This window comes from Citrobacter sp. Colony219 (assembly GCF_019382635.1).
Lineage (GTDB): Bacteria > Pseudomonadota > Gammaproteobacteria > Enterobacterales > Enterobacteriaceae > Citrobacter > Citrobacter youngae.
The window spans coordinates 2280359-2298509 of the sequence record NZ_CP080033.1; the positions used below are offsets into that span (position 1 = coordinate 2280359).

Below are 18151 nucleotides of genomic sequence, written 5' to 3' on the forward strand. Positions count from 1 at the left end.
CTCTTAATGTTGTATTTATAATGCAACTTATAGAAAAGGAGACAGGCAGATGAGCACGACTGAAAAAGCGGGCCATACGTTTTTAGCCAGCCTGGGCAAAACCCGTCTGCGTCCGGGGGGCATTGAAGCAACAGAGTGGTTGTTCAGCCAGTCACAGCTGGCGCCCGACAGCCAGGTGCTGGAAGTGGCCTGTAATATGGCCACCACGGCGATAGAGATAGCACAACGCTTTGGTTGTACGGTCTACGCTATCGATATGGATAAAACCGCGCTATCAAATGCCAGAAATAATGTGGCAGCAAATGGGCTGGAAAATCACATTCATGTGATGGCTGCGAATGCCAGTACCCTTCCTTTTGCGGATAACAGCTTCGATGTGGTGATTAACGAGGCCATGCTAACAATGTATGCCGATAAAGCGAAGGCGAAATTAATTGCCGAATATTATCGCGTGTTGAAACCCGGCGGTCGTCTGTTAACCCACGACATTATGTTCACCACTCAAAGACTGGACGCGAGCGAGCAGGGCAAGCTTGTGGAGGTGGTGAAATCAAACGTGAGTCCGATGACCAGACAAGGCTGGCGTGAGTTATTTCTCAACTGCGGTTTTGAACAGGTCATGCAGCAGAATGGCGCTATGTCGCTGATGTCGCCAGGAGGATTAATTCGTGATGAGGGAGTTACTGGGGCGATTAAAATTATGTTTAACGGTTTACGCACTTACGAAAATCGCCGTCGGTTCCTGAAAATGTTTCGCTTCTTCCGTTCGCAACGTCATCAGCTAAACTACATTGCCTGCTGCTCTGTTAAGGGAAAATAAAAACAGGATGGGGCACTATTTATAAAATCAGTCAGCACATATACGCGCTGACTGATTTGTTTAGGCTAATTATTGCTGGTCGTACTTTGCTTATGGAACAGTTCGCGGAATACCGGGTAAATATCATCCTGATCGCGAATATGCTGCATCGCAAAGTTATCAAAGGTTGATTGCAGATGTTCGTATTCACGCCACAAGGTCTGGTGCGCACGGCGAGTGATTTCGATATAGCTGTAATATCTCACCACCGGCAGCAGTTTTTTCGCCAGGATTTCATGACACAGTGGTGAATCATCTGCCCAGTTATCGCCATCCGATGCCTGAGCGGCATAGATATTCCACTGGGCAGGGTTGTAGCGATCTTTTACCACTTCATCCATTAACTTCAGGGCGCTGGAAACTATGGTTCCCCCCGTTTCCTGAGAGTAGAAGAACTCGTGTTCATCAACCTCTTTCGCCTGAGTATGATGGCGAATATAGACAACCTCCACGTTTTTGTAAGTGCGGCTCAGGAACAGATACAGCAGGATATAAAAACGTTTTGCCATATCTTTAGTCGACTGATCCATTGAGCCGGAGACGTCCATCAGACAGAACATCACCGCCTGGCTGGAAGGATCGGGTCGTTTCTCATAATTCTTGTAGCGCAAATCAAAAGTATCTATAAACGGCACGCGTTCGATTTTTGCCCGTAGTTCGGCAATCTCTTTGCGTAACCTTTCCTCTTCCAGCAACTGCGCGGGTTCACTTTTGGCGACGGTTTCCAGATCGGCCTCAAGCGCATGCAGTTCACGACGTTTACCCGCCGTCATTGCTGTGCGACGCGCCAGTGAGTTTTGCAAGGAGCGCACCACGCTGATATTGGCGGGCACACCGTTGGAGGTAAATCCTGCACGGTGCGTTTTAAACTCCGTTAACTGACGTTGCTGATTCTGCTTCAGGTTAGGCAGCGCTAAATCTTCGAACAGCAGATCAAGATATTCATCTTTAGATATCTGAAAGACGAACTCATCCTGACCCTCGCCATCCTGACTGGCCTGGCCTTGTCCGCTACCTGAACCGCCGCCGCCCCCCTGCGGACGTTCGATACGGTCATTCTGTACAAAATGATCATTACCTGGATGCACGCGATGACGCAGGCCACCGCGCCCCTGATGAAACATCGGTTCGCTAATATCATCGGTCGGAATAGAGACAGATTCGCCGCTATCTACATCGGTCACCGAACGCTTGTTAATGGCCTCGGAGATCGACTGTTTAATTTGCGATTTATAACGGCGCAAGAAGCGTTGGCGATTTACCGTGCTCTTGTTCTTGCCGTTAAGACGCCGGTCAATAAACCAGGTCATATGCCCCCCGTACTGCCAACTGTTCGCCATGTCTGTAAGTGCCGGATGGCGCTGGCGCTATCCGGCCTACGGAACATTATTTTGCAAGCCCGGTAAGCGCATGCACCACCGGGCACTTATGTTAAGACGATTTACGTACGCGCAAATACCATTCGCACAGTAAACGTACCTGTTTACGCGTATAGCCTTTTTCCATCATACGGTCGACAAAATCGTCGTGTTTTTTCTGCTCGTCAGTCGAGGTTTTAGCATTGAACGAAATGACCGGCAGCAGCTCCTCGGTATTCGAGAACATTTTCTTCTCAATAACCGTGCGTAGTTTTTCGTAACTGGTCCAGTTTGGATTGCGACCGCTGTTATTCGCTCTGGCACGCAGAACAAAGTTGACGATCTCGTTACGGAAATCTTTCGGGTTGCTGATACCCGCCGGCTTTTCAATTTTCTCCAGTTCTGAGTTCAGTGACTCGCGATCGAACAGCTGACCGGTATCTGGATCGCGATACTCCTGATCCTGAATCCAGAAATCCGCATAGGTCACATAACGGTCAAAAATGTTCTGTCCGTATTCGGAATAAGATTCGAGATAAGCCGTCTGGATCTCTTTGCCGATGAATTCAGCATATTTCGGGATCAGATAGCCTTTCAGGAACTCAAGATAACGCTCAGCCTGCTCCTGCGGGAATTGCTCGCGTTCGATTTGCTGCTCCAGTACGTAGAACAGATGAACCGGGTTAGCTGCCACTTCGGCATGGTCAAAGTTAAAGACGCGAGAGAGGATCTTAAACGCGAAACGCGTGGACAGACCGTTCATTCCCTCATCAACCCCGGCGTAATCCCGATACTCCTGATAGGATTTCGCTTTTGGATCGGTATCTTTCAGGCTTTCGCCATCGTAAACGCGCATCTTCGAGTAAATGCTCGAGTTCTCAGGTTCTTTCAGGCGAGAAAGAATGGTAAAGCGAGAGAGGGTTTCCAGCGTGCCCGGTGCGCAAGGCGCATGGGTCAACTCACTATGGTTAAGCAGTTTTTCGTAAATTTTGATCTCTTCAGAGATCCGCAGGCAATAAGGCACTTTGACAATGTAAACACGGTCAAGGAACGCCTCATTGTTTTTGTTATTACGGAACGTCACCCATTCAGATTCGTTCGAGTGGGCAAGAATAATCCCGTTAAACGGCAGGGCGGAGATACCTTCTGTCCCGTTGTAGTTTCCTTCCTGGGTGGCAGTCAGCAGAGGATGCAGCACTTTAATCGGTGCTTTAAACATCTCTACGAATTCCATAATCCCCTGGTTGGAGCGGCACAGCGCACCCGAGTAGCCATAGGCGTCAGGATCGTTCTGGGCGTGGTGTTCGAGTTTACGAATATCCACTTTCCCGACCAGAGCGGAAATGTCCTGGTTGTTTTCATCACCAGGCTCCGTTTTAGCGATGGCGATTTGCTCGAGAATAGACGGCCAGACTTTGACGACTCGGAATTTAGTGATGTCCCCGCCGAAATCATGCAAACGCTTCGCAGCCCACGGCGACATGATTGTACCGAGATAGCGACGCGGAACCCCATACTCTTTTTCCAGGATCTGTGCATCTTCCTGCGGATTAAACAGGCATAACGGATGATCGTTAACCGGGCTACGTTCACCATTGGCGCTGAGGACATAAATGGGCACTCTTTGCATCAGCGATTTCAGTCGCTCTGCAAGCGATGATTTTCCGCCTCCCACCGGCCCCAGCAGATAGAGGATCTGCTTCTTCTCTTCCAGCCCCTGAGCCGCATGTTTCAGATAAGAAACAATCTGTTCAATCGCGTCTTCCATGCCGTAAAACTCTTCAAAAGCGGGATAACGTGCAATCACCCGATTCGAAAAGAGTCGAGAAAGTCGAGGTTCGTGGGCAGTGTCAACCATGACAGGCTCACCAATAGCCATTAATAGCCGCTCTGCCGCGTTGGCATAAGCACTGCGATCTTGCCGACAAGTGGTAAGAAACTCCTGCAGCGTGAACTCTTCGTCCTTGGCAGCTTCATAACGCTGGCGATAGTGATCGAATATATTCATGGTATGCCGTCCTTTCGTTTTTTAGCACATGTTAAGAGCCGTTCATATGAATAGTAGAGGCCCCTGAAGAGGTAAACTGAACGACGTCGCTGCTGAAGAAATAAGCAACTCTCATGCCATTTCGATGGTCAGGAGATCAACGCATTCGGTGATACACCTTCTAAATTTAAGCGTAGATGGCATTTGCAAAACTTGCCTGTACGCGCAAATGAATTTCAATGGCATATCAATAACTCATCAGCAAAAAAAGCACATGTTATGTAAAGAAATGGGGCTGAATTCATGTGGTGTTCACCGTACTGCAAGCAAAATGTCATCACTCGTTGAGAAATTAGGGGGTTACATTGGGCAGGTAATACGTAAAATAGTTGGGCTGAAGCGTATTGGCGGTTACACTTTCGTCGCTAAACATTTGAATAAGGAATTATGGATTGTGACCAAACTCAAACTTCTGGCACTTGGCGTGCTTATTGCCACGTCCGCGAGCGTCGCGCAAGCAGAAAGCAACCTGACGCTGGGCGCAGGCGTTGGTGTGGTTGAACACCCTTACAAAAACTACGATAGTGACGTTTACCCGGTCCCTGTTGTGACCTATGAAAGCGACAACTTCTGGTTCCGTGGTCTGGGCGGCGGTTACTACCTGTGGAATGACAATACAGACAAATTATCTGTGATGGCGTACTGGTCGCCACTGTACTTCAAGCCGGGCGACAGCGACGATAGTCGTCTGCGCAATCTCGATAAGCGCAAGAGCACCATGATGGCCGGGCTTTCTTACGTGCATAACACACAATATGGTTTCCTGCGTACCAGCCTCGCGGGAGACGCACTGGATAACAGTAATGGTATCGTATGGGATCTGGCATGGCTGTACCGTTATACCAACGGGGGCCTGACGCTGACACCGGGGATTGGTGTTGAGTGGAACAGTGAAAACCAGAACCAGTACTACTACGGTGTATCGCGCCACGAATCGTCCCGCAGTGGTTTACGCAGCTACGATCCTGAAAGCAGCTGGAATCCGTACCTTGAACTTAGCGCCAACTATAATTTCTTAGGCGACTGGAGCGTGTACGGTACTGCGCGTTACACCCGTTTGTCTGATGAAGTGACAGACAGCCCGATGGTAGACAAATCCTGGACGGGTCTGATCTCAACGGGTATCACCTATAAGTTCTGATGCATTTCCAATGCTGAACATGAGCCCGCGTTATGCGGGCTTTTTTATGCCTGACGGGAATGAATGTTGATCTCAAGCATGAGAATTCACGATTTCTGCTGATTCTGCCTTATGCGATGCTGCAACGAATAATTAACGTGTTTTACCTGGTGTAGTTACCAAAAAGGAACGTATTATTTAATTAGTCTGATATCGATTTTCTTACAGCGTAAGAAATACAGGTGTCGCAGAACCAATCATCGTTAGCGACTAACAAAATCTACTACGGCAATATACTGAAAATGCACTGTTTTGTTATTACTCCTGGATCTCAATTAACCTTGCAAAACGTGTTGAAAATATCTGATAACTATTTTCATCGTTTAATTTAACCATGAAAGTCATCTTTCATGTGAAAACTAAAAAACAAAACGTTTAATTTTTATTTTACATTCTTTAGGTAATTGTCTGAAAAAATTAAAATTGACATTAAATATTCTATTGCAGATATTACTCAAACTTTGAAAGTAGTGAGCGTAATTCTTTCTTGCAGAAATATAATCTGCGATGAAGGTTTTTGAGAATAAACCTGGTATAGATAATGAAAAAATTAATCATGATAGCTGTGATGGGTGGGGTTCTGGCGGGTTGTTCTACCGAGGCCTCTCGCATGAATGACTGTGGGAACAAGGGCGTCAGTCGGGATGCATGCTACGTTGCTGAGCAGAATCGTCAGGCTACAATCAATGCTGCAGCGGAAAAACAGGCTATGGAAAATGCACAGAACCTGTACATCACAAATGACGGTAATTCCAGCTATCATCATAATCACAATAAATATTAAGGTTTTACTTATGAATAAATTAATTATTACCGCTGCGCTGGTGGCATCAACTGTTGTCCCTGCTCATGCTATTAGCGAGGCTTACCGTCGTCAGTTGCAACATGATCATAAAACCATGGTTAGTGAAGCGAATGTTCCGGTTAACGCCAGTATGGTAAAATCTATACATGTGAATAAACTGGGGGTTGATTTTAAACGTGGTACCGATGGCATTGCCTACATTAATGGTAGCCCGGCAGCCAATGATGAAAATAATGCAGATGCGCAAACTTACAGTGCAGGCCTGATTTCGGTTATTGTGTATAAGAACGGAAAAATAAACGCCATGAAAGAAGGTAAATATTTAGGCCGTTTAAAATAATCTCTGTACAGCTAACAAGTTATCTGTCTGAGCCCGGAAATAAATACTGTTCCTGGGTTTTTTATTGTGTCTGATTAACGACGAGCCCTCCAAACGAGGATGGTGCAATTTGTGCACCATCACAGGACACATCACCCATGTTTTGCTTTACTGTGGTGCATGTGCTCAGGGGGAACTATGACAGTAAAACAAGTGATGTTTACAAAACAGGTATCACTTCCTGCTATTGGGCAGGGAACATGGAACATGGGGGAGAACCCCTGCCGTCGTCGTGATGAAGTCTCGGCGTTGCAGGCTGGCCTGGATCTGGGGCTGCGTCTGATTGATACGGCAGAAATGTATGCTGATGGTGCAGCAGAAGAGATTGTTGGCGAAGCCTTAGCGGGACGGCGCGATGGTGCATTTTTGGTTTCAAAAGTTTATCCGTGGAATGCCGGAGGCCAGAAAGCGATTGCTGCCTGTGAAGGCAGTCTGCGCCGGCTGAAAACCGACTATCTGGATCTCTATTTGCTGCACTGGACGGGGGACTTTACTTATGAAGAAACCGTCAGCGCCATGGAAAAACTCATCGCTCAGGGGAAAATTCGTCGGTGGGGTGTTTCGAATCTCGATTATGACGAGATGCAGGCGCTATGGCAGGTTGCAGGTGGACGACAATGCGCCACTAACCAGGTGCTATATCATTTAGCGTCGCGCGGCATTGAATATGACTTGCTGCCATGGTGTCAGCAACAGCAGATGCCGGTCATGGCTTACAGTCCGCTGGCCCAGGCGGGACGGTTGCGCCGTGGTCTGCTCACTCATTCGGTGATTAGCGACATTGCACGTGCACACGATGCCAGTACCGCCCAGATCTTACTGGCGTGGGTTATTCGTCAACCGGGCGTGATCGCGATTCCAAAAGCGGCAAGCGTAGCGCATGTCGAACAAAATGCCGCCGCGCTGAATATCACGCTCTCGGTTGATGAACTGAAGTTGTTAGATGAGGCATATCCGGCGCCAAAAGGTAAAACGGCGCTGGATATGGCCTGATTTGCCTGATGGCGCTGCGCTTATCAGGCCTACGGCTACGAGCGGTTTGTAGGCCGGATAAGGCGTTAGCCGCATCCGGCATGATGCGCAGAGTTGTCTTAGCGTTTAGCCACACGAATAGTCTGCGCGAGGCGAGATGGTTTTTCTTCGGTGGTTTTCTGCGAAGCGGTCGCGTAAGCCGTTTCTACACAAACAAACGTTTTGTAACCGTCATCCGGCATGTCGCCCATGCTAATGGACAGCGCCGGACCCGGGTTCCAGCCGACAACGTTCAGATGGTGGTGGTGCACGACATCGATATTGCGATTCAACGCATCATCATGAATCACGCTGCACGCTTCCGGATTCAGATAGACACGATCGGTGCGGTCCGGGAAGGTCTGAATGCCGTCAGCCAGCACATCTTCTTTCGCATCGTTCACTTTATCGATCAGGCGATCGCCAAGACCACTGACTTTCACTGCGGCAATATCACCCACGTTGAAGTAGGTATGCAGTGCGGAGGTGGTTTCAAACTCACCGTGGGCTTCCAGTTCGATTTCACAGGTAGCACCGACCTTAAAGCGGGCAAGCAGGGTAAAGTCGTGTGGCCATAGCTGACGCGTTTCAGCGTTGCTCTGCAGTTCAAACGTCAACACCACGCCATTGTCGTCTTCGTTATGCGCTTTCAGCGTCCAGGACAAGTTACGAGCAAAACCATGAGAAGGCAAACCCTGTTGAGCCGCCGGGCCAAACCACGGCCAGCAAATGGGGACGCCGCCACGCAGCGCTACGCCTGTTTTGAACGGGGTATTGTTACTTAGCCACAGGACTTCCTCTTCGCCGTTTGGTTTCCAGGAAAGAAGATGTGCGCCCTGCAGCGCGAAAGAAGCTTTAACCTGTGGGTGATCGACAACAAGAACCTCAAGTTCATCAAGCTGACGGCGGGAGAGGACAGGGGTAAGCTGTTCAATGACCGGGAGAGCGAAAATTTTGTTAATCATGATGCAATCCTTGGTATGTAAATATTTTGGTCATAAAAAAAGGCGACCGAAGTCGCCTTTTTGGATCAGATACTCATCTCAACTTATTTGGAGATGTGAGCAATCAGGTCCAGAACTTTGTTGGAGTAGCCGGTTTCGTTGTCGTACCAGGATACCAGTTTCACGAAGTTGTCGTTCAGTGCGATACCAGCTTTAGCATCGAACACGGAAGTGCAAACTTCACCGTTGAAATCGGTAGATACTACGTCGTCTTCGGTGTAACCCAGAACGCCTTTCATCGGGCCTTCGGAAGCAGCTTTGATTGCTTTCTTAATTTCTTCATAAGAAGCAGCTTTTTCCAGACGAACGGTCAGGTCAACAACGGATACGTTCGGGGTAGGAACGCGGAACGCCATACCGGTCAGTTTGCCGTTCAGTTCTGGCAGTACTTTACCTACAGCTTTAGCAGCACCGGTAGAGGACGGGATGATGTTCTGGGATGCGCCGCGGCCGCCGCGCCAGTCTTTGTGAGACGGGCCATCAACGGTTTTCTGAGTAGCGGTGGTCGCGTGAACAGTGGTCATCAGACCTTCGATGATGCCGAAGTTGTCGTTGATAACTTTAGCCAGCGGAGCCAGGCAGTTAGTGGTGCAGGAAGCGTTAGAAACGATGTCCTGACCTTCGTATTTGTCAAAGTTTGCGCCTTTAACAAACATCGGAGTGTTATCTTTGGACGGACCAGTCAGAACCACTTTTTTCGCGCCAGCAGTGATGTGCTTACGAGCAGTTTCGTCTGTCAGGAACAGGCCAGTAGCTTCAGCAACTACGTCAACACCAACTTCGTCCCATTTCAGGTTAGCCGGATCACGTTCAGCGGTAACACGGATTTTTTTACCGTTTACGATCAGATGACCGTCTTTCACTTCAACGGTACCGTTGAAACGGCCGTGAGTGGAGTCATATTTCAGCATGTAAGCCATGTAGTCAGCGTCTAACAGGTCGTTGATTGCAACGATCTCGATGTCAGAGCGTTCTTGAGCAGCACGGAAAACAATGCGACCGATACGGCCAAAACCGTTGATACCTACTTTGATAGTCATATATTCCACCAGCTATTTGTTAGTGAATAAAAGGTTGCCTGTAAAATTACAAAAACCTTACGCAGCGTCAAGCGGAATCGTGTCAATCATTGCGACAAATCAATCTGCTGCCTAAGCTTTGCGCAACTGACTCGCCTCACTCTTCCTTTGGGCTTGAAACCACATGGGGTCGGCGGCCCGAATTTTAAAGGGCAATTAAGATAAAAACGTGATTCTTATCACGAATTGCAGGCTGCCATTTCGCAAGGATCAAGTTTAGAACAAAAGTTCGCACTCCGGTGTTAATGTTTTGTTAGAATCTGTCTCGCAATGTGAGTTTAGATAAAGTGAGATGTGAGCAAATGGCTAATCAACCTTCTCCAGAAGAACTGAAAAAAAATTTAACCGAAATGCAGTTCTACGTGACGCAGAATCACGGGACAGAACCGCCATTTACCGGGCGTTTGCTGCATAACAAGCGTGACGGCATCTACCACTGTCTGATCTGCGACAAACCGCTATTTCGTTCCGAGACAAAATATGACTCTGGCTGCGGCTGGCCCAGCTTTTACGAGCCCGTCAGTGAAGAGGCTATCCGTTACATAAAAGATACTTCACATGGCATGCAGCGCATTGAAATTCGCTGTGGTAACTGTGATGCGCACCTCGGACACGTTTTTCCGGATGGTCCGAAACCTACCGGTGAACGTTACTGCGTTAACTCAGCGTCTTTGAACTTCACCGATGGTGAAAACGGCGAGCAAACCAAGGGCTAAAGAAACGATTCAGCAAATTATTCTACGGAGAGTGGATTTAACATGAATCTTGATGAGATGATCAACAGCATGACGCCGGAAGTTTATCAGCGCTTATCGACTGCCGTTGAACTCGGAAAATGGCCGGATGGCGTGGCGCTAACGGCAGAACAAAAAGAGAACAGCTTACAGCTGGTGATGTTATGGCAAGCGCGAAACAATATTGACGCACAGCATATGACGATCGATACCAACGGTGAGATGGTGATGAAGAGTAAGCAGCAGCTTAAAATGGAATTTGGGATTACGCCCGAACCGATTGCGACGTTTAAATCCTGATTAACCTGGCCCGGCAAACATCGGTGTCGGGCCTGCAGTTGATGTTATTTCTTGTTCATCATCGCCTTCAGATCGGCAAACGGATTGTATTTCGCCTCGCCGACGTCTTTCTGCGCATCTTCCCCCGCCACTACAGTGGAACCATACTGATCCACCTCAGTGTATTTCGAATGCTCATGATCGTGACAGTACAGGCATAACATCTCCCAGTTGCTACCGTCTTCCGGGTTATTGGAGTGATCGTGATCGATGTGATGTACCGTCAGCTCGCGCAAATTTGAATACACGAACTCACGGGAACAACGTCCACAAACCCAGGGGAAGAGCTTTAGCGCCTTTTCCCGGTATCCGACTTCCAGACGGGCGTAATTTTTAGGGATAAAAGCCATAAAAGCGCATGCCTCCAGTAGAAAATGAAGAGCTGCGCCAAAGGCTGGCGCAGCAGAATGGGCTAATCATAACCTATTGTGTCAGGCGTTGGGATCAGTGTTTGATGCCTAACGAATCGGCTAACTGCTTCGCCAACTGGTTTTGGTCATCTGCACCGTATTCCCAGAACATGGCGCCTCCCAGTCCCTTGCTCTTGATGTAGTCAGCCTTGATCGCTACCGAGCGCGGGTTTTCATAAGAGAGGGCAAAAAGTGCTTTTCCATCTGCAGACTGCACCGATAGCCACGGCACTTTTGCTTCATCATCCCAATGCTGGCTAAAGCGCTTCTGCGGATCGTTGATCAACTTCGCCACAATATCGTTGTACTTCACATAGGTATCTTTACTCAGATCGACGCCCAGTGATTTGAACAACTCAATTTGCGCAGGCTCGAAATAGGGCTGGGTAACAGGATTTTTCTGCGCGTCAGGTTTGCTCCAGTCAATACCTGGCTCAACGGCGCGTTTTGGTACGCGTCCATAAAAACCGATGCCCAGGTTCATTTGACTCGCTTTTAGACCGGCAGCAAGGTAGTTGTCGACGACAAAATTGGCGCTGTACCTATCCGCTGCGGCGACCGTTGGCCATTGTGTCGAATCGTACAGATTCGAGTTGAAATACTGAGTACCGTAGGCCATGTCATAGGTCATCAGGTTGATGTAATCGAGCGATGGCGCAATGGCTTTCACATCCACCCAGCTTTTCGGACTTTCCGCATTCGCACCCACGGCGATGGTTAGCAGTTTTTTATGACCCAACGCGGCACGCAGCTCTGTTAACAGCACGGTAAAGTTCGCGCGGTCGGCTGGCTGGCTTTCAACCAGTCCCCAGGCGCCGTTGACCGGATATTCCCAGTCAAGGTCGATGCCATCCAGTCCATATTTCGCAATTATCTCCTGCGCAGACTGAATAAACACCGCGCGCGATTCTTTCGTTGCTGCAGCCCCAGAGAATCCGCGTGCGCCCCAGCCGCCGACGGAAAGCAGAACTTTCAGGTTCGGATTCTGTTTACGCAGCTGTGGAATTTTCAGCAAATCATCCTGCACTTTCTGTGAAAGCCAAATTTGGTGGAGCTTGCTGGCATCTTTTAAGGCGTCATTGGTCTCGTCTTTTTCATTGTTATAGACAAGGCCAAACGAATAGTTGAGATGGGTTATCTGGCGAACATCCAGTTTATTGATATCGCCACCAGGACCCGCGGTGACGTCACCACCGCCATTGAAGTAGCCAACAGACATCAGCGAACTGGCGGAAACAACGCTCGCGCAGAGCAGGGGTAATGCTGCCAACAAAGGCAAAAGTTTCATCGGTGTTCCTCTTTGACATTTAAACAAGCAAACACGCCACGGAAATGGCGTGGCGAAAAAAACAGCACTTGCAGGTTAACAGTTTCATAACAGAAAAAATGCGAAGGGGTTCACGGCATTTTAGCCAAGCGGCTGCAATGTGCCGTTGGCTTTCGACTCAATCTGGCACTTATTTGTGATCTAAGTTGTGAAATGCAGATCACAATCTGTGTTTTAAAGATTTTGTGTTGACCTCAAAAATTATATGGATAAGTATGATGCCAGGTGATGCAAAACTAAACACAAAGGAAAATTCAATGAAAGCACTGGCAAGATTTGGCAAGGCCTTTGGCGGCTACAAAATGATTGATGTCCCGGAACCGGTATGCGGCCCGGATGACGTAGTGATTGAAATCAAAGCTGCAGCTATCTGCGGCGCGGACATGAAACACTACAATGTCGACAGTGGATCCGACCAGTTCAATTCGATTCGTGGTCACGAATTTGCCGGCCAAATTGTGCAGGTTGGCGATAAGGTTAAGGACTGGAAAATCGGTCAGCGAGTGGTTTCTGACAACAGCGGGCATGTCTGCGGTGTTTGTCCGGCTTGCGAACAAGGTGATTTTCTTTGTTGTACAGAAAAAGTGAATTTAGGTCTGGATAACAATACCTGGGGAGGTGGGTTTTCGAAATATTGTCTGGTTCCTGGGGAGATCCTCAAAATTCACCGTCATGCGCTGTGGGAAATCCCAACAGGCGTTGATTATGAAGAGGCGGCTGTACTCGACCCCATCTGCAATGCCTACAAATCTATCGCTCAGCAATCCAAATTTCTTCCGGGTCAGGATGTGGTGGTTTTTGGTACCGGCCCGCTGGGACTTTTTTCGGTACAAATGGCGCGCATTATGGGGGCCGTTAATATCGTGATGGTCGGGCTGGAAGACGATGTCGCAGTGCGTTTCCCGATAGCCAAAGAAATGGGGGCCACGGCTGTCGTCAACGGTTCGACCGAAGATGTGGTTGCACGTTGTCAGGAGATCTGCGGGAAAGATAATCTGGGACTGGTCATCGAATGTTCCGGTGCCAATATTGCCCTGAAACAATCTATCGAAATGCTGCGTCCTAACGGTGAAGTCGTCCGCGTGGGGATGGGCTTCAAACCTCTCGATTTTTCTATTAACGACATCACTGCGTGGAATAAAAGCATCATTGGTCATATGGCCTACGATTCCACTTCCTGGCGCAATGCTATTCGCCTGCTCGCTAGCGGTGCGATAAAAGTCAAACCGATGATCACTCACCGTATCGGCTTATCGCAATGGCGAGAAGGTTTTGACGCGATGGTCGATAAGACTGCGATTAAGGTCATCATGACCTACGACTTTGATGAATAACTCCATTTATTAAAGGAAGGTTCCCGGATGGAACAAATAGCAAAACCGCACTGCGGCGCGAGGTTGGACAGGCTGCCTGACTGTCGCTGGCATACGTCAATGTTTGCCATGGTTGCCTTCGGATTACTGGTTTGCTGGAGTAATGCCGTCGGCGGATTAATTCTCGCGCAGTTAAAAGAACTTGGCTGGACTGATAATTCCACCACCGCCACGTTCTCTGCCATTACGACGGCTGGAATGTTTCTCGGTGCGCTCGGCGGGGGAATTATTGGCGATAAAATCGGGCGTAAAAACGCATTTATTCTGTATGAAGCGATTCATATTATTTCTATGATCGTGGGTGCGTTTTCACCCAATATGACCTTTCTGATCGCCTGCCGTTTTGTAATGGGAGTTGGATTAGGCGCGCTGCTGGTCACCTTATTTGCCGGGTTTACCGAATATATGCCTGGCAGAAATCGTGGTACATGGTCGAGTCGGGTCTCGTTTATCGGCAACTGGTCTTATCCACTCTGTTCGCTGATTGCGATGGGGCTGACGCCACTTATCAGCGCGGAATGGAACTGGCGCGTACAGCTGTTGATTCCTGCGGTGCTGTCGCTCATAGCTACTGTTATTGCCTGGCGCAGTTTCCCTGAGTCGCCTCGCTGGCTGGAGTCTCGCGGGCGCTACCAGGAAGCCGAAAAGGTGATGCGGGCAATTGAAGAAGGTGTCATTCGACAGACCGGTAAGCCACTGCCGCCAGTCGTGATAAAGGATGATGGCAAACAACCGCGTTCTGTACCGTACTCCGCCTTATTAACAGGTGTATTGCTGAAGCGGGTTATTTTGGGTTCTTTTGTTCTGATTGCCATGAACGTCGTTCAGTACACCTTAATTAACTGGCTACCGACAATATTTATGACTCAGGGTATTAATCTGAAAGACTCCATTGTCTTAAATACCATGAGCATGTTCGGTGCGCCGTTTGGGATTTTTATCGCCATGCTGGTCATGGATAAAATTCCGAGAAAGACAATGGGAGTGGGGTTATTAGTGTTAATTGCTGTACTGGGTTATATCTATTCGCTGCAAACCAGTATGCTGTTAATTACATTAATCGGTTTTTTCCTGATTACCTTTGTTTATATGTATGTTTGTTATGCCTCCGCTGTGTATGTTCCGGAAATATGGCCAACCGAAGCGAAACTTCGCGGTTCTGGTCTGGCGAATGCGGTAGGGCGTATTAGTGGTATCGCCGCGCCTTATGCGGTCGCGGTATTGCTTAACGGTTATGGAGTGACGGGTGTATTTGTACTGCTGGGGGCGGTCTCCATTATTGTCGCTGTCGCCATTGCTACCATCGGAATTGAAACCAAAGGCGTCTCTGTCGAAAGTCTCGGTATTGATGCAGTTACCAGCAAATAATATTGATGGGAAATAAAATGAAAAATTCAAAAGCGATATTAAAAACGCCGGGCACGATGAAAATTATTGCCGCCGATATCCCGGTGCCAAAAGAGCACGAAGTGCTGATCAAAGTTGAATACGTTGGTATTTGCGGTTCAGATGTTCATGGATTTGAATCAGGTCCTTTTATTCCGCCAAAAGATCCCAATCAGGAAATTGGTCTGGGGCATGAATGCGCCGGTACGGTGGTGGCGGTAGGGAACCGTGTAACCAAATTTAAACCGGGTGATCGGGTGAATATTGAACCCGGTGTACCGTGTGGTCACTGCCGCTACTGCCTGGAAGGGAAATACAACATCTGCCCGGACGTCGATTTTATGGCTACGCAGCCCAACTACCGCGGTGCGCTAACCCACTATCTGTGCCATCCGGAGAGCTTCACTTACAAGTTGCCCGATAATATGGACACCCTGGAAGGTGCGTTGGTGGAACCTGCGGCGGTGGGTATGCATGCTGCAATGCTGGCAGACGTTAAACCGGGTAAGAAAATCGTCATTCTCGGGGCGGGGTGTATTGGTTTAATGACTCTGCAAGCGTGTAAATGTTTGGGAGCAACCGAGATCGCGGTGGTTGATGTGCTGGACAAACGTCTGGCTATGGCCGAACAACTCGGGGCGACAACCGTGATCAACGCTGCAAAAGAGGACACCATTGTCCGCTGCCAACAGTTCTCTGGCGATATGGGCGCGGACATTGTTTTCGAAACCGCCGGTTCAGCCATCACCGTTAAGCAGGCGCCGTATCTGGTGATGCGCGGCGGGAAAATAATGATCGTCGGTACAGTACCTGGTGATTCCGCAATTAATTTCCTCAAAATTAACCGTGAAGTGTCTATTCAGACCGTTTTCCGTTACGCCAACCGCTATCCGGTTACTATTGAAGCCATATCCTCAGGGCGTTTTGATGTGAAGTCGATGGTGACGCATATTTACGATTATGCAGATGTTCAGCGCGCGTTTGATGAATCCGTTAATAACAAAAACGAAATTATTAAAGGCGTAATTAAAGTAAATCATTAATTTATCGCAAAGGGAGAAATAACTATGCTGGCAGATATTAAATATTGGGAAAATGATGCCCAAAATAAACATTATGCGATTGCTCACTTTAACGTGTGGAATGCAGAAATGCTAATGGGGGTGATTGATGCGGCGGAAGAGTCGAAATCGCCGGTGATTATCTCCTTCGGTACTGGTTTTGTGGGGAATACCTCGTTCGAAGATTTTTCGTACATGATGGTTTCAATGGCTAAAAAGGCCTCGGTTCCAGTTATTACCCACTGGGATCACGGCCGCAGCATGGAGATTATCCATAACGCCTGGACTCATGGCATGAATTCGCTGATGCGTGATGCCTCTGCCTTTGATTTCGAAGAGAATATTCGTCTGACAAAAGAGGCCGTGGATTTTTTCCATCCACTGGGTGTGCCGGTCGAAGCTGAACTGGGCCATGTGGGCAATGAAACGGTGTACGAAGAAGCACTGGCGGGTTATCACTATACCGATCCGAACCAGGCGGCGGAATTTGTCGAGCGTACCGGCTGCGATTCGCTGGCGGTGGCGATTGGTAACCAGCACGGCGTCTATACCTCAGAGCCGAAACTGAATTTCGACGTGGTTAAACGCGTGCGCGAAGCCGTATCCGTTCCACTGGTGTTGCATGGTGCGTCAGGTATCAGCGATGCGGATATCAAAAAAGCCATTTCATTAGGTATCTCTAAAATCAACATTCACACCGAACTGTGCCAGGCTGCGATGGTGGCGGTGCAGGAGAACCAGGACCAGCCGTTCCTGCACGTTGAACGTGAAGTACGTAAAGCCGTAAAAGCGCGCGCGCTGGAGAAAATCAAATTGTTTGGTTCAGACGGTAAAGCGGAATGACAACATGGATAATATCGAGGTTATTTGTATAGGGGCTGCTATTGTTGATATTCCTTTACAGCCTGTGAGTAAAAATATCTTTGATGTTGACTCTTATCCGTTAGAACGAATAGCGATGACAACCGGCGGTGACGCAATTAACGAAGCGACAATTATTTCTCGTCTCGGTCATCGTACAGCGTTAATGAGCCGGGTTGGGGCTGATGCAGCAGGTCATTTTATTCTCGACCACTGTCGTCGAGAGAATATAGATATTCAGAGCCTGAAGCAGGATGCCGCAATTGATACATCTATTAACGTGGGATTAGTCACCGCCGATGGCGAGCGTACTTTTGTGACTAACCGTAACGGCAGCCTGTGGAAGCTGAATATCAGCGATGTTGATTTTGACCGTTTCTCTCAAGCAAAGCTGCTGTCGCTGGCGAGTATTTTTAATAGCCCGTTACTGGACGGCGATGCACTGACGGCAATTTTCACTCAGGCGAAAGCGCATCGGTTAATTATCTGCGCGGATATGATCAAACCGCGGCTTAATGAAACACTGGAAGATATTCGCCAGGCATTGAGCTACGTGGATTATCTGTTTCCTAATTTTGAGGAGGCAAAACTGCTCACCGGGAAAGAGACGCTGGATGACATTGCCGACAGTTTCCTGAACTGTGGCGTGAAAACCGTCGTGATTAAGACCGGCAAGAGAGGCTGCTTTATCAAGCGTGTCGATATGAAAATCGAGGTTCCAGCCGTTTCGGGAATTACCGCCATCGACACTATCGGCGCGGGAGACAATTTTGCCTCGGGATTTATTTCAGCGCTGCTTGAAGGCAAAACCCTGCGTGAGTGCGCGCTGTTTGCTAATGCAACGGCAGCCATATCGGTTTTGAGCGTAGGGGCCACGACGGGTGTGAAGAACAGAAAGCTGGTTGAACAACTTCTCGATGAATATGAAGGATAATAGC

Annotated in this window: 18 protein-coding genes; 12 read left to right on the plus strand and 6 right to left on the minus strand. The window is 48.5% G+C overall.

Annotated elements, in window-relative coordinates:
- Window positions 1-49 precede the first annotated feature (49 nt).
- Window positions 50-820 carry a class I SAM-dependent methyltransferase gene (locus JTI85_RS10005; protein ID WP_048211927.1) on the plus strand — a complete coding sequence of 257 codons (771 nt, stop codon included), beginning with the start codon at window positions 50-52 and terminating at the stop codon, window positions 818-820.
- A 65-nt stretch (window positions 821-885) separates the two neighbouring features.
- Here JTI85_RS10005 and JTI85_RS10010 read toward each other — a convergent pair whose 3' ends face one another.
- Together JTI85_RS10010 and yeaG are read right to left on the minus strand one after the other, a co-directional pair.
- Window positions 886-2169 (minus strand): YeaH/YhbH family protein, encoded by a 1284-nt coding sequence (locus tag JTI85_RS10010; RefSeq protein WP_219352522.1) that lies wholly within the window; start codon window positions 2167-2169, stop codon window positions 886-888.
- A 121-nt stretch (window positions 2170-2290) separates the two neighbouring features.
- On the minus strand, window positions 2291-4225 hold the full coding sequence (gene yeaG, locus JTI85_RS10015; protein ID WP_005120355.1) for a protein kinase YeaG: 1935 nt from the start codon (window positions 4223-4225) through the stop codon (window positions 2291-2293).
- A gap of 433 nt (window positions 4226-4658) precedes the next feature.
- Here yeaG and JTI85_RS10020 point away from each other — a divergent pair, with 433 nt between their 5' ends.
- The 4 genes from JTI85_RS10020 to JTI85_RS10035 all read left to right on the plus strand — a co-directional run bounded on the left by JTI85_RS10020 (window position 4659) and on the right by JTI85_RS10035 (window position 7621).
- Entirely contained in the window at window positions 4659-5405 is a 747-nt protein-coding gene (locus tag JTI85_RS10020; RefSeq protein ID WP_048212595.1) for a MipA/OmpV family protein, read from the plus strand.
- A gap of 580 nt (window positions 5406-5985) precedes the next feature.
- Complete coding sequence (locus JTI85_RS10025; protein ID WP_233605491.1) at window positions 5986-6228, plus strand: hypothetical protein; 243 nt, start codon at window positions 5986-5988, stop codon at window positions 6226-6228.
- A 10-nt stretch (window positions 6229-6238) separates the two neighbouring features.
- On the plus strand, window positions 6239-6589 hold the full coding sequence (locus JTI85_RS10030) for a hypothetical protein (RefSeq protein ID WP_048211923.1): 351 nt from the start codon (window positions 6239-6241) through the stop codon (window positions 6587-6589).
- A gap of 177 nt (window positions 6590-6766) precedes the next feature.
- Window positions 6767-7621 carry an aldo/keto reductase gene (locus tag JTI85_RS10035; RefSeq protein ID WP_048211922.1) on the plus strand — a complete coding sequence of 285 codons (855 nt, stop codon included), beginning with the start codon at window positions 6767-6769 and terminating at the stop codon, window positions 7619-7621.
- A 98-nt stretch (window positions 7622-7719) separates the two neighbouring features.
- Here the strand turns inward: JTI85_RS10035 and JTI85_RS10040 are convergent, their stop codons facing one another.
- Both JTI85_RS10040 and gapA read right to left on the minus strand, forming a co-directional pair.
- Window positions 7720-8604 (minus strand): D-hexose-6-phosphate mutarotase, encoded by an 885-nt coding sequence (locus JTI85_RS10040; protein WP_048211921.1) that lies wholly within the window; start codon window positions 8602-8604, stop codon window positions 7720-7722.
- A gap of 83 nt (window positions 8605-8687) precedes the next feature.
- Window positions 8688-9683, minus strand: coding sequence for a glyceraldehyde-3-phosphate dehydrogenase (gene gapA, locus JTI85_RS10045; protein WP_003030697.1), 996 nt, complete (start codon window positions 9681-9683; stop codon window positions 8688-8690).
- A gap of 341 nt (window positions 9684-10024) precedes the next feature.
- On the opposite strand from gapA, the gene msrB reads away from it, so the two are divergent.
- Together msrB and JTI85_RS10055 are read left to right on the plus strand one after the other, a co-directional pair.
- Window positions 10025-10438: a peptide-methionine (R)-S-oxide reductase MsrB gene (gene msrB / locus JTI85_RS10050; RefSeq protein ID WP_061067757.1), complete on the plus strand. Its 414-nt coding sequence runs from the start codon at window positions 10025-10027 to the stop codon at window positions 10436-10438.
- Between the two features lie 42 nt (window positions 10439-10480).
- The gene (locus JTI85_RS10055; protein ID WP_048211919.1) at window positions 10481-10756 is read left to right on the plus strand and encodes a YeaC family protein; all 276 of its coding nucleotides are present in this window, start codon (window positions 10481-10483) and stop codon (window positions 10754-10756) included.
- 44 nt (window positions 10757-10800) lie between these two features.
- Here the strand turns inward: JTI85_RS10055 and yajD are convergent, their stop codons facing one another.
- Together yajD and JTI85_RS10065 are read right to left on the minus strand one after the other, a co-directional pair.
- A complete protein-coding gene (yajD, locus tag JTI85_RS10060; RefSeq protein ID WP_003030690.1) occupies window positions 10801-11145 on the minus strand; it encodes an HNH nuclease YajD in 345 nt (114 codons plus the stop codon).
- Window positions 11146-11239: 94 nt separating this feature from the next.
- The gene (locus tag JTI85_RS10065) at window positions 11240-12493 is read right to left on the minus strand and encodes a glycoside hydrolase family 18 protein (RefSeq protein WP_199982115.1); all 1254 of its coding nucleotides are present in this window, start codon (window positions 12491-12493) and stop codon (window positions 11240-11242) included.
- 296 nt (window positions 12494-12789) lie between these two features.
- Between JTI85_RS10065 and JTI85_RS10070 the strand changes: the two genes are divergently transcribed.
- The 5 genes from JTI85_RS10070 to JTI85_RS10090 are packed head-to-tail and all read left to right on the plus strand — an operon-like array spanning window position 12790 to window position 18147.
- On the plus strand, window positions 12790-13866 hold the full coding sequence (locus tag JTI85_RS10070) for a zinc-binding dehydrogenase (RefSeq protein WP_061067759.1): 1077 nt from the start codon (window positions 12790-12792) through the stop codon (window positions 13864-13866).
- A 27-nt stretch (window positions 13867-13893) separates the two neighbouring features.
- The gene (locus JTI85_RS10075) at window positions 13894-15273 is read left to right on the plus strand and encodes an MFS transporter (RefSeq protein ID WP_121584532.1); all 1380 of its coding nucleotides are present in this window, start codon (window positions 13894-13896) and stop codon (window positions 15271-15273) included.
- 17 nt (window positions 15274-15290) lie between these two features.
- Window positions 15291-16334, plus strand: a complete 1044-nt coding sequence (locus JTI85_RS10080; protein WP_199982114.1) for an NAD(P)-dependent alcohol dehydrogenase — start codon at window positions 15291-15293, stop codon at window positions 16332-16334.
- A gap of 24 nt (window positions 16335-16358) precedes the next feature.
- Window positions 16359-17195, plus strand: coding sequence for a ketose-bisphosphate aldolase (locus tag JTI85_RS10085; protein ID WP_199982113.1), 837 nt, complete (start codon window positions 16359-16361; stop codon window positions 17193-17195).
- 4 nt (window positions 17196-17199) lie between these two features.
- Window positions 17200-18147, plus strand: a complete 948-nt coding sequence (locus JTI85_RS10090) for a carbohydrate kinase family protein (protein WP_199954637.1) — start codon at window positions 17200-17202, stop codon at window positions 18145-18147.
- Window positions 18148-18151 lie beyond the last annotated feature (4 nt).

Bases quoted from the DNA above. Each gene is read 5' to 3' on its own strand.
- msrB (WP_061067757.1), top strand. From the start codon at position 10,025: ATGGCTAATCAACCTTCTCCAGAAGAACTGAAAAAAAATTTAACCGAA.
- JTI85_RS10055 (WP_048211919.1), top strand. From the start codon at position 10,481: ATGAATCTTGATGAGATGATCAACAGCATGACGCCGGAAGTTTATCAG.
- JTI85_RS10010 (WP_219352522.1), bottom strand. From the start codon at position 2,169: ATGACCTGGTTTATTGACCGGCGTCTTAACGGCAAGAACAAGAGCACG.
- JTI85_RS10085 (WP_199982113.1), top strand. From the start codon at position 16,359: ATGCTGGCAGATATTAAATATTGGGAAAATGATGCCCAAAATAAACAT.
- JTI85_RS10065 (WP_199982115.1), bottom strand. From the start codon at position 12,493: ATGAAACTTTTGCCTTTGTTGGCAGCATTACCCCTGCTCTGCGCGAGC.
- JTI85_RS10025 (WP_233605491.1), top strand. From the start codon at position 5,986: ATGAAAAAATTAATCATGATAGCTGTGATGGGTGGGGTTCTGGCGGGT.
- JTI85_RS10005 (WP_048211927.1), top strand. From the start codon at position 50: ATGAGCACGACTGAAAAAGCGGGCCATACGTTTTTAGCCAGCCTGGGC.
- JTI85_RS10030 (WP_048211923.1), top strand. From the start codon at position 6,239: ATGAATAAATTAATTATTACCGCTGCGCTGGTGGCATCAACTGTTGTC.
- JTI85_RS10075 (WP_121584532.1), top strand. From the start codon at position 13,894: ATGGAACAAATAGCAAAACCGCACTGCGGCGCGAGGTTGGACAGGCTG.
- yajD (WP_003030690.1), bottom strand. From the start codon at position 11,145: ATGGCTTTTATCCCTAAAAATTACGCCCGTCTGGAAGTCGGATACCGG.
- JTI85_RS10080 (WP_199982114.1), top strand. From the start codon at position 15,291: ATGAAAAATTCAAAAGCGATATTAAAAACGCCGGGCACGATGAAAATT.
- JTI85_RS10040 (WP_048211921.1), bottom strand. From the start codon at position 8,604: ATGATTAACAAAATTTTCGCTCTCCCGGTCATTGAACAGCTTACCCCT.
- JTI85_RS10035 (WP_048211922.1), top strand. From the start codon at position 6,767: ATGACAGTAAAACAAGTGATGTTTACAAAACAGGTATCACTTCCTGCT.
- gapA (WP_003030697.1), bottom strand. From the start codon at position 9,683: ATGACTATCAAAGTAGGTATCAACGGTTTTGGCCGTATCGGTCGCATT.
- JTI85_RS10070 (WP_061067759.1), top strand. From the start codon at position 12,790: ATGAAAGCACTGGCAAGATTTGGCAAGGCCTTTGGCGGCTACAAAATG.
- JTI85_RS10090 (WP_199954637.1), top strand. From the start codon at position 17,200: ATGGATAATATCGAGGTTATTTGTATAGGGGCTGCTATTGTTGATATT.
- yeaG (WP_005120355.1), bottom strand. From the start codon at position 4,225: ATGAATATATTCGATCACTATCGCCAGCGTTATGAAGCTGCCAAGGAC.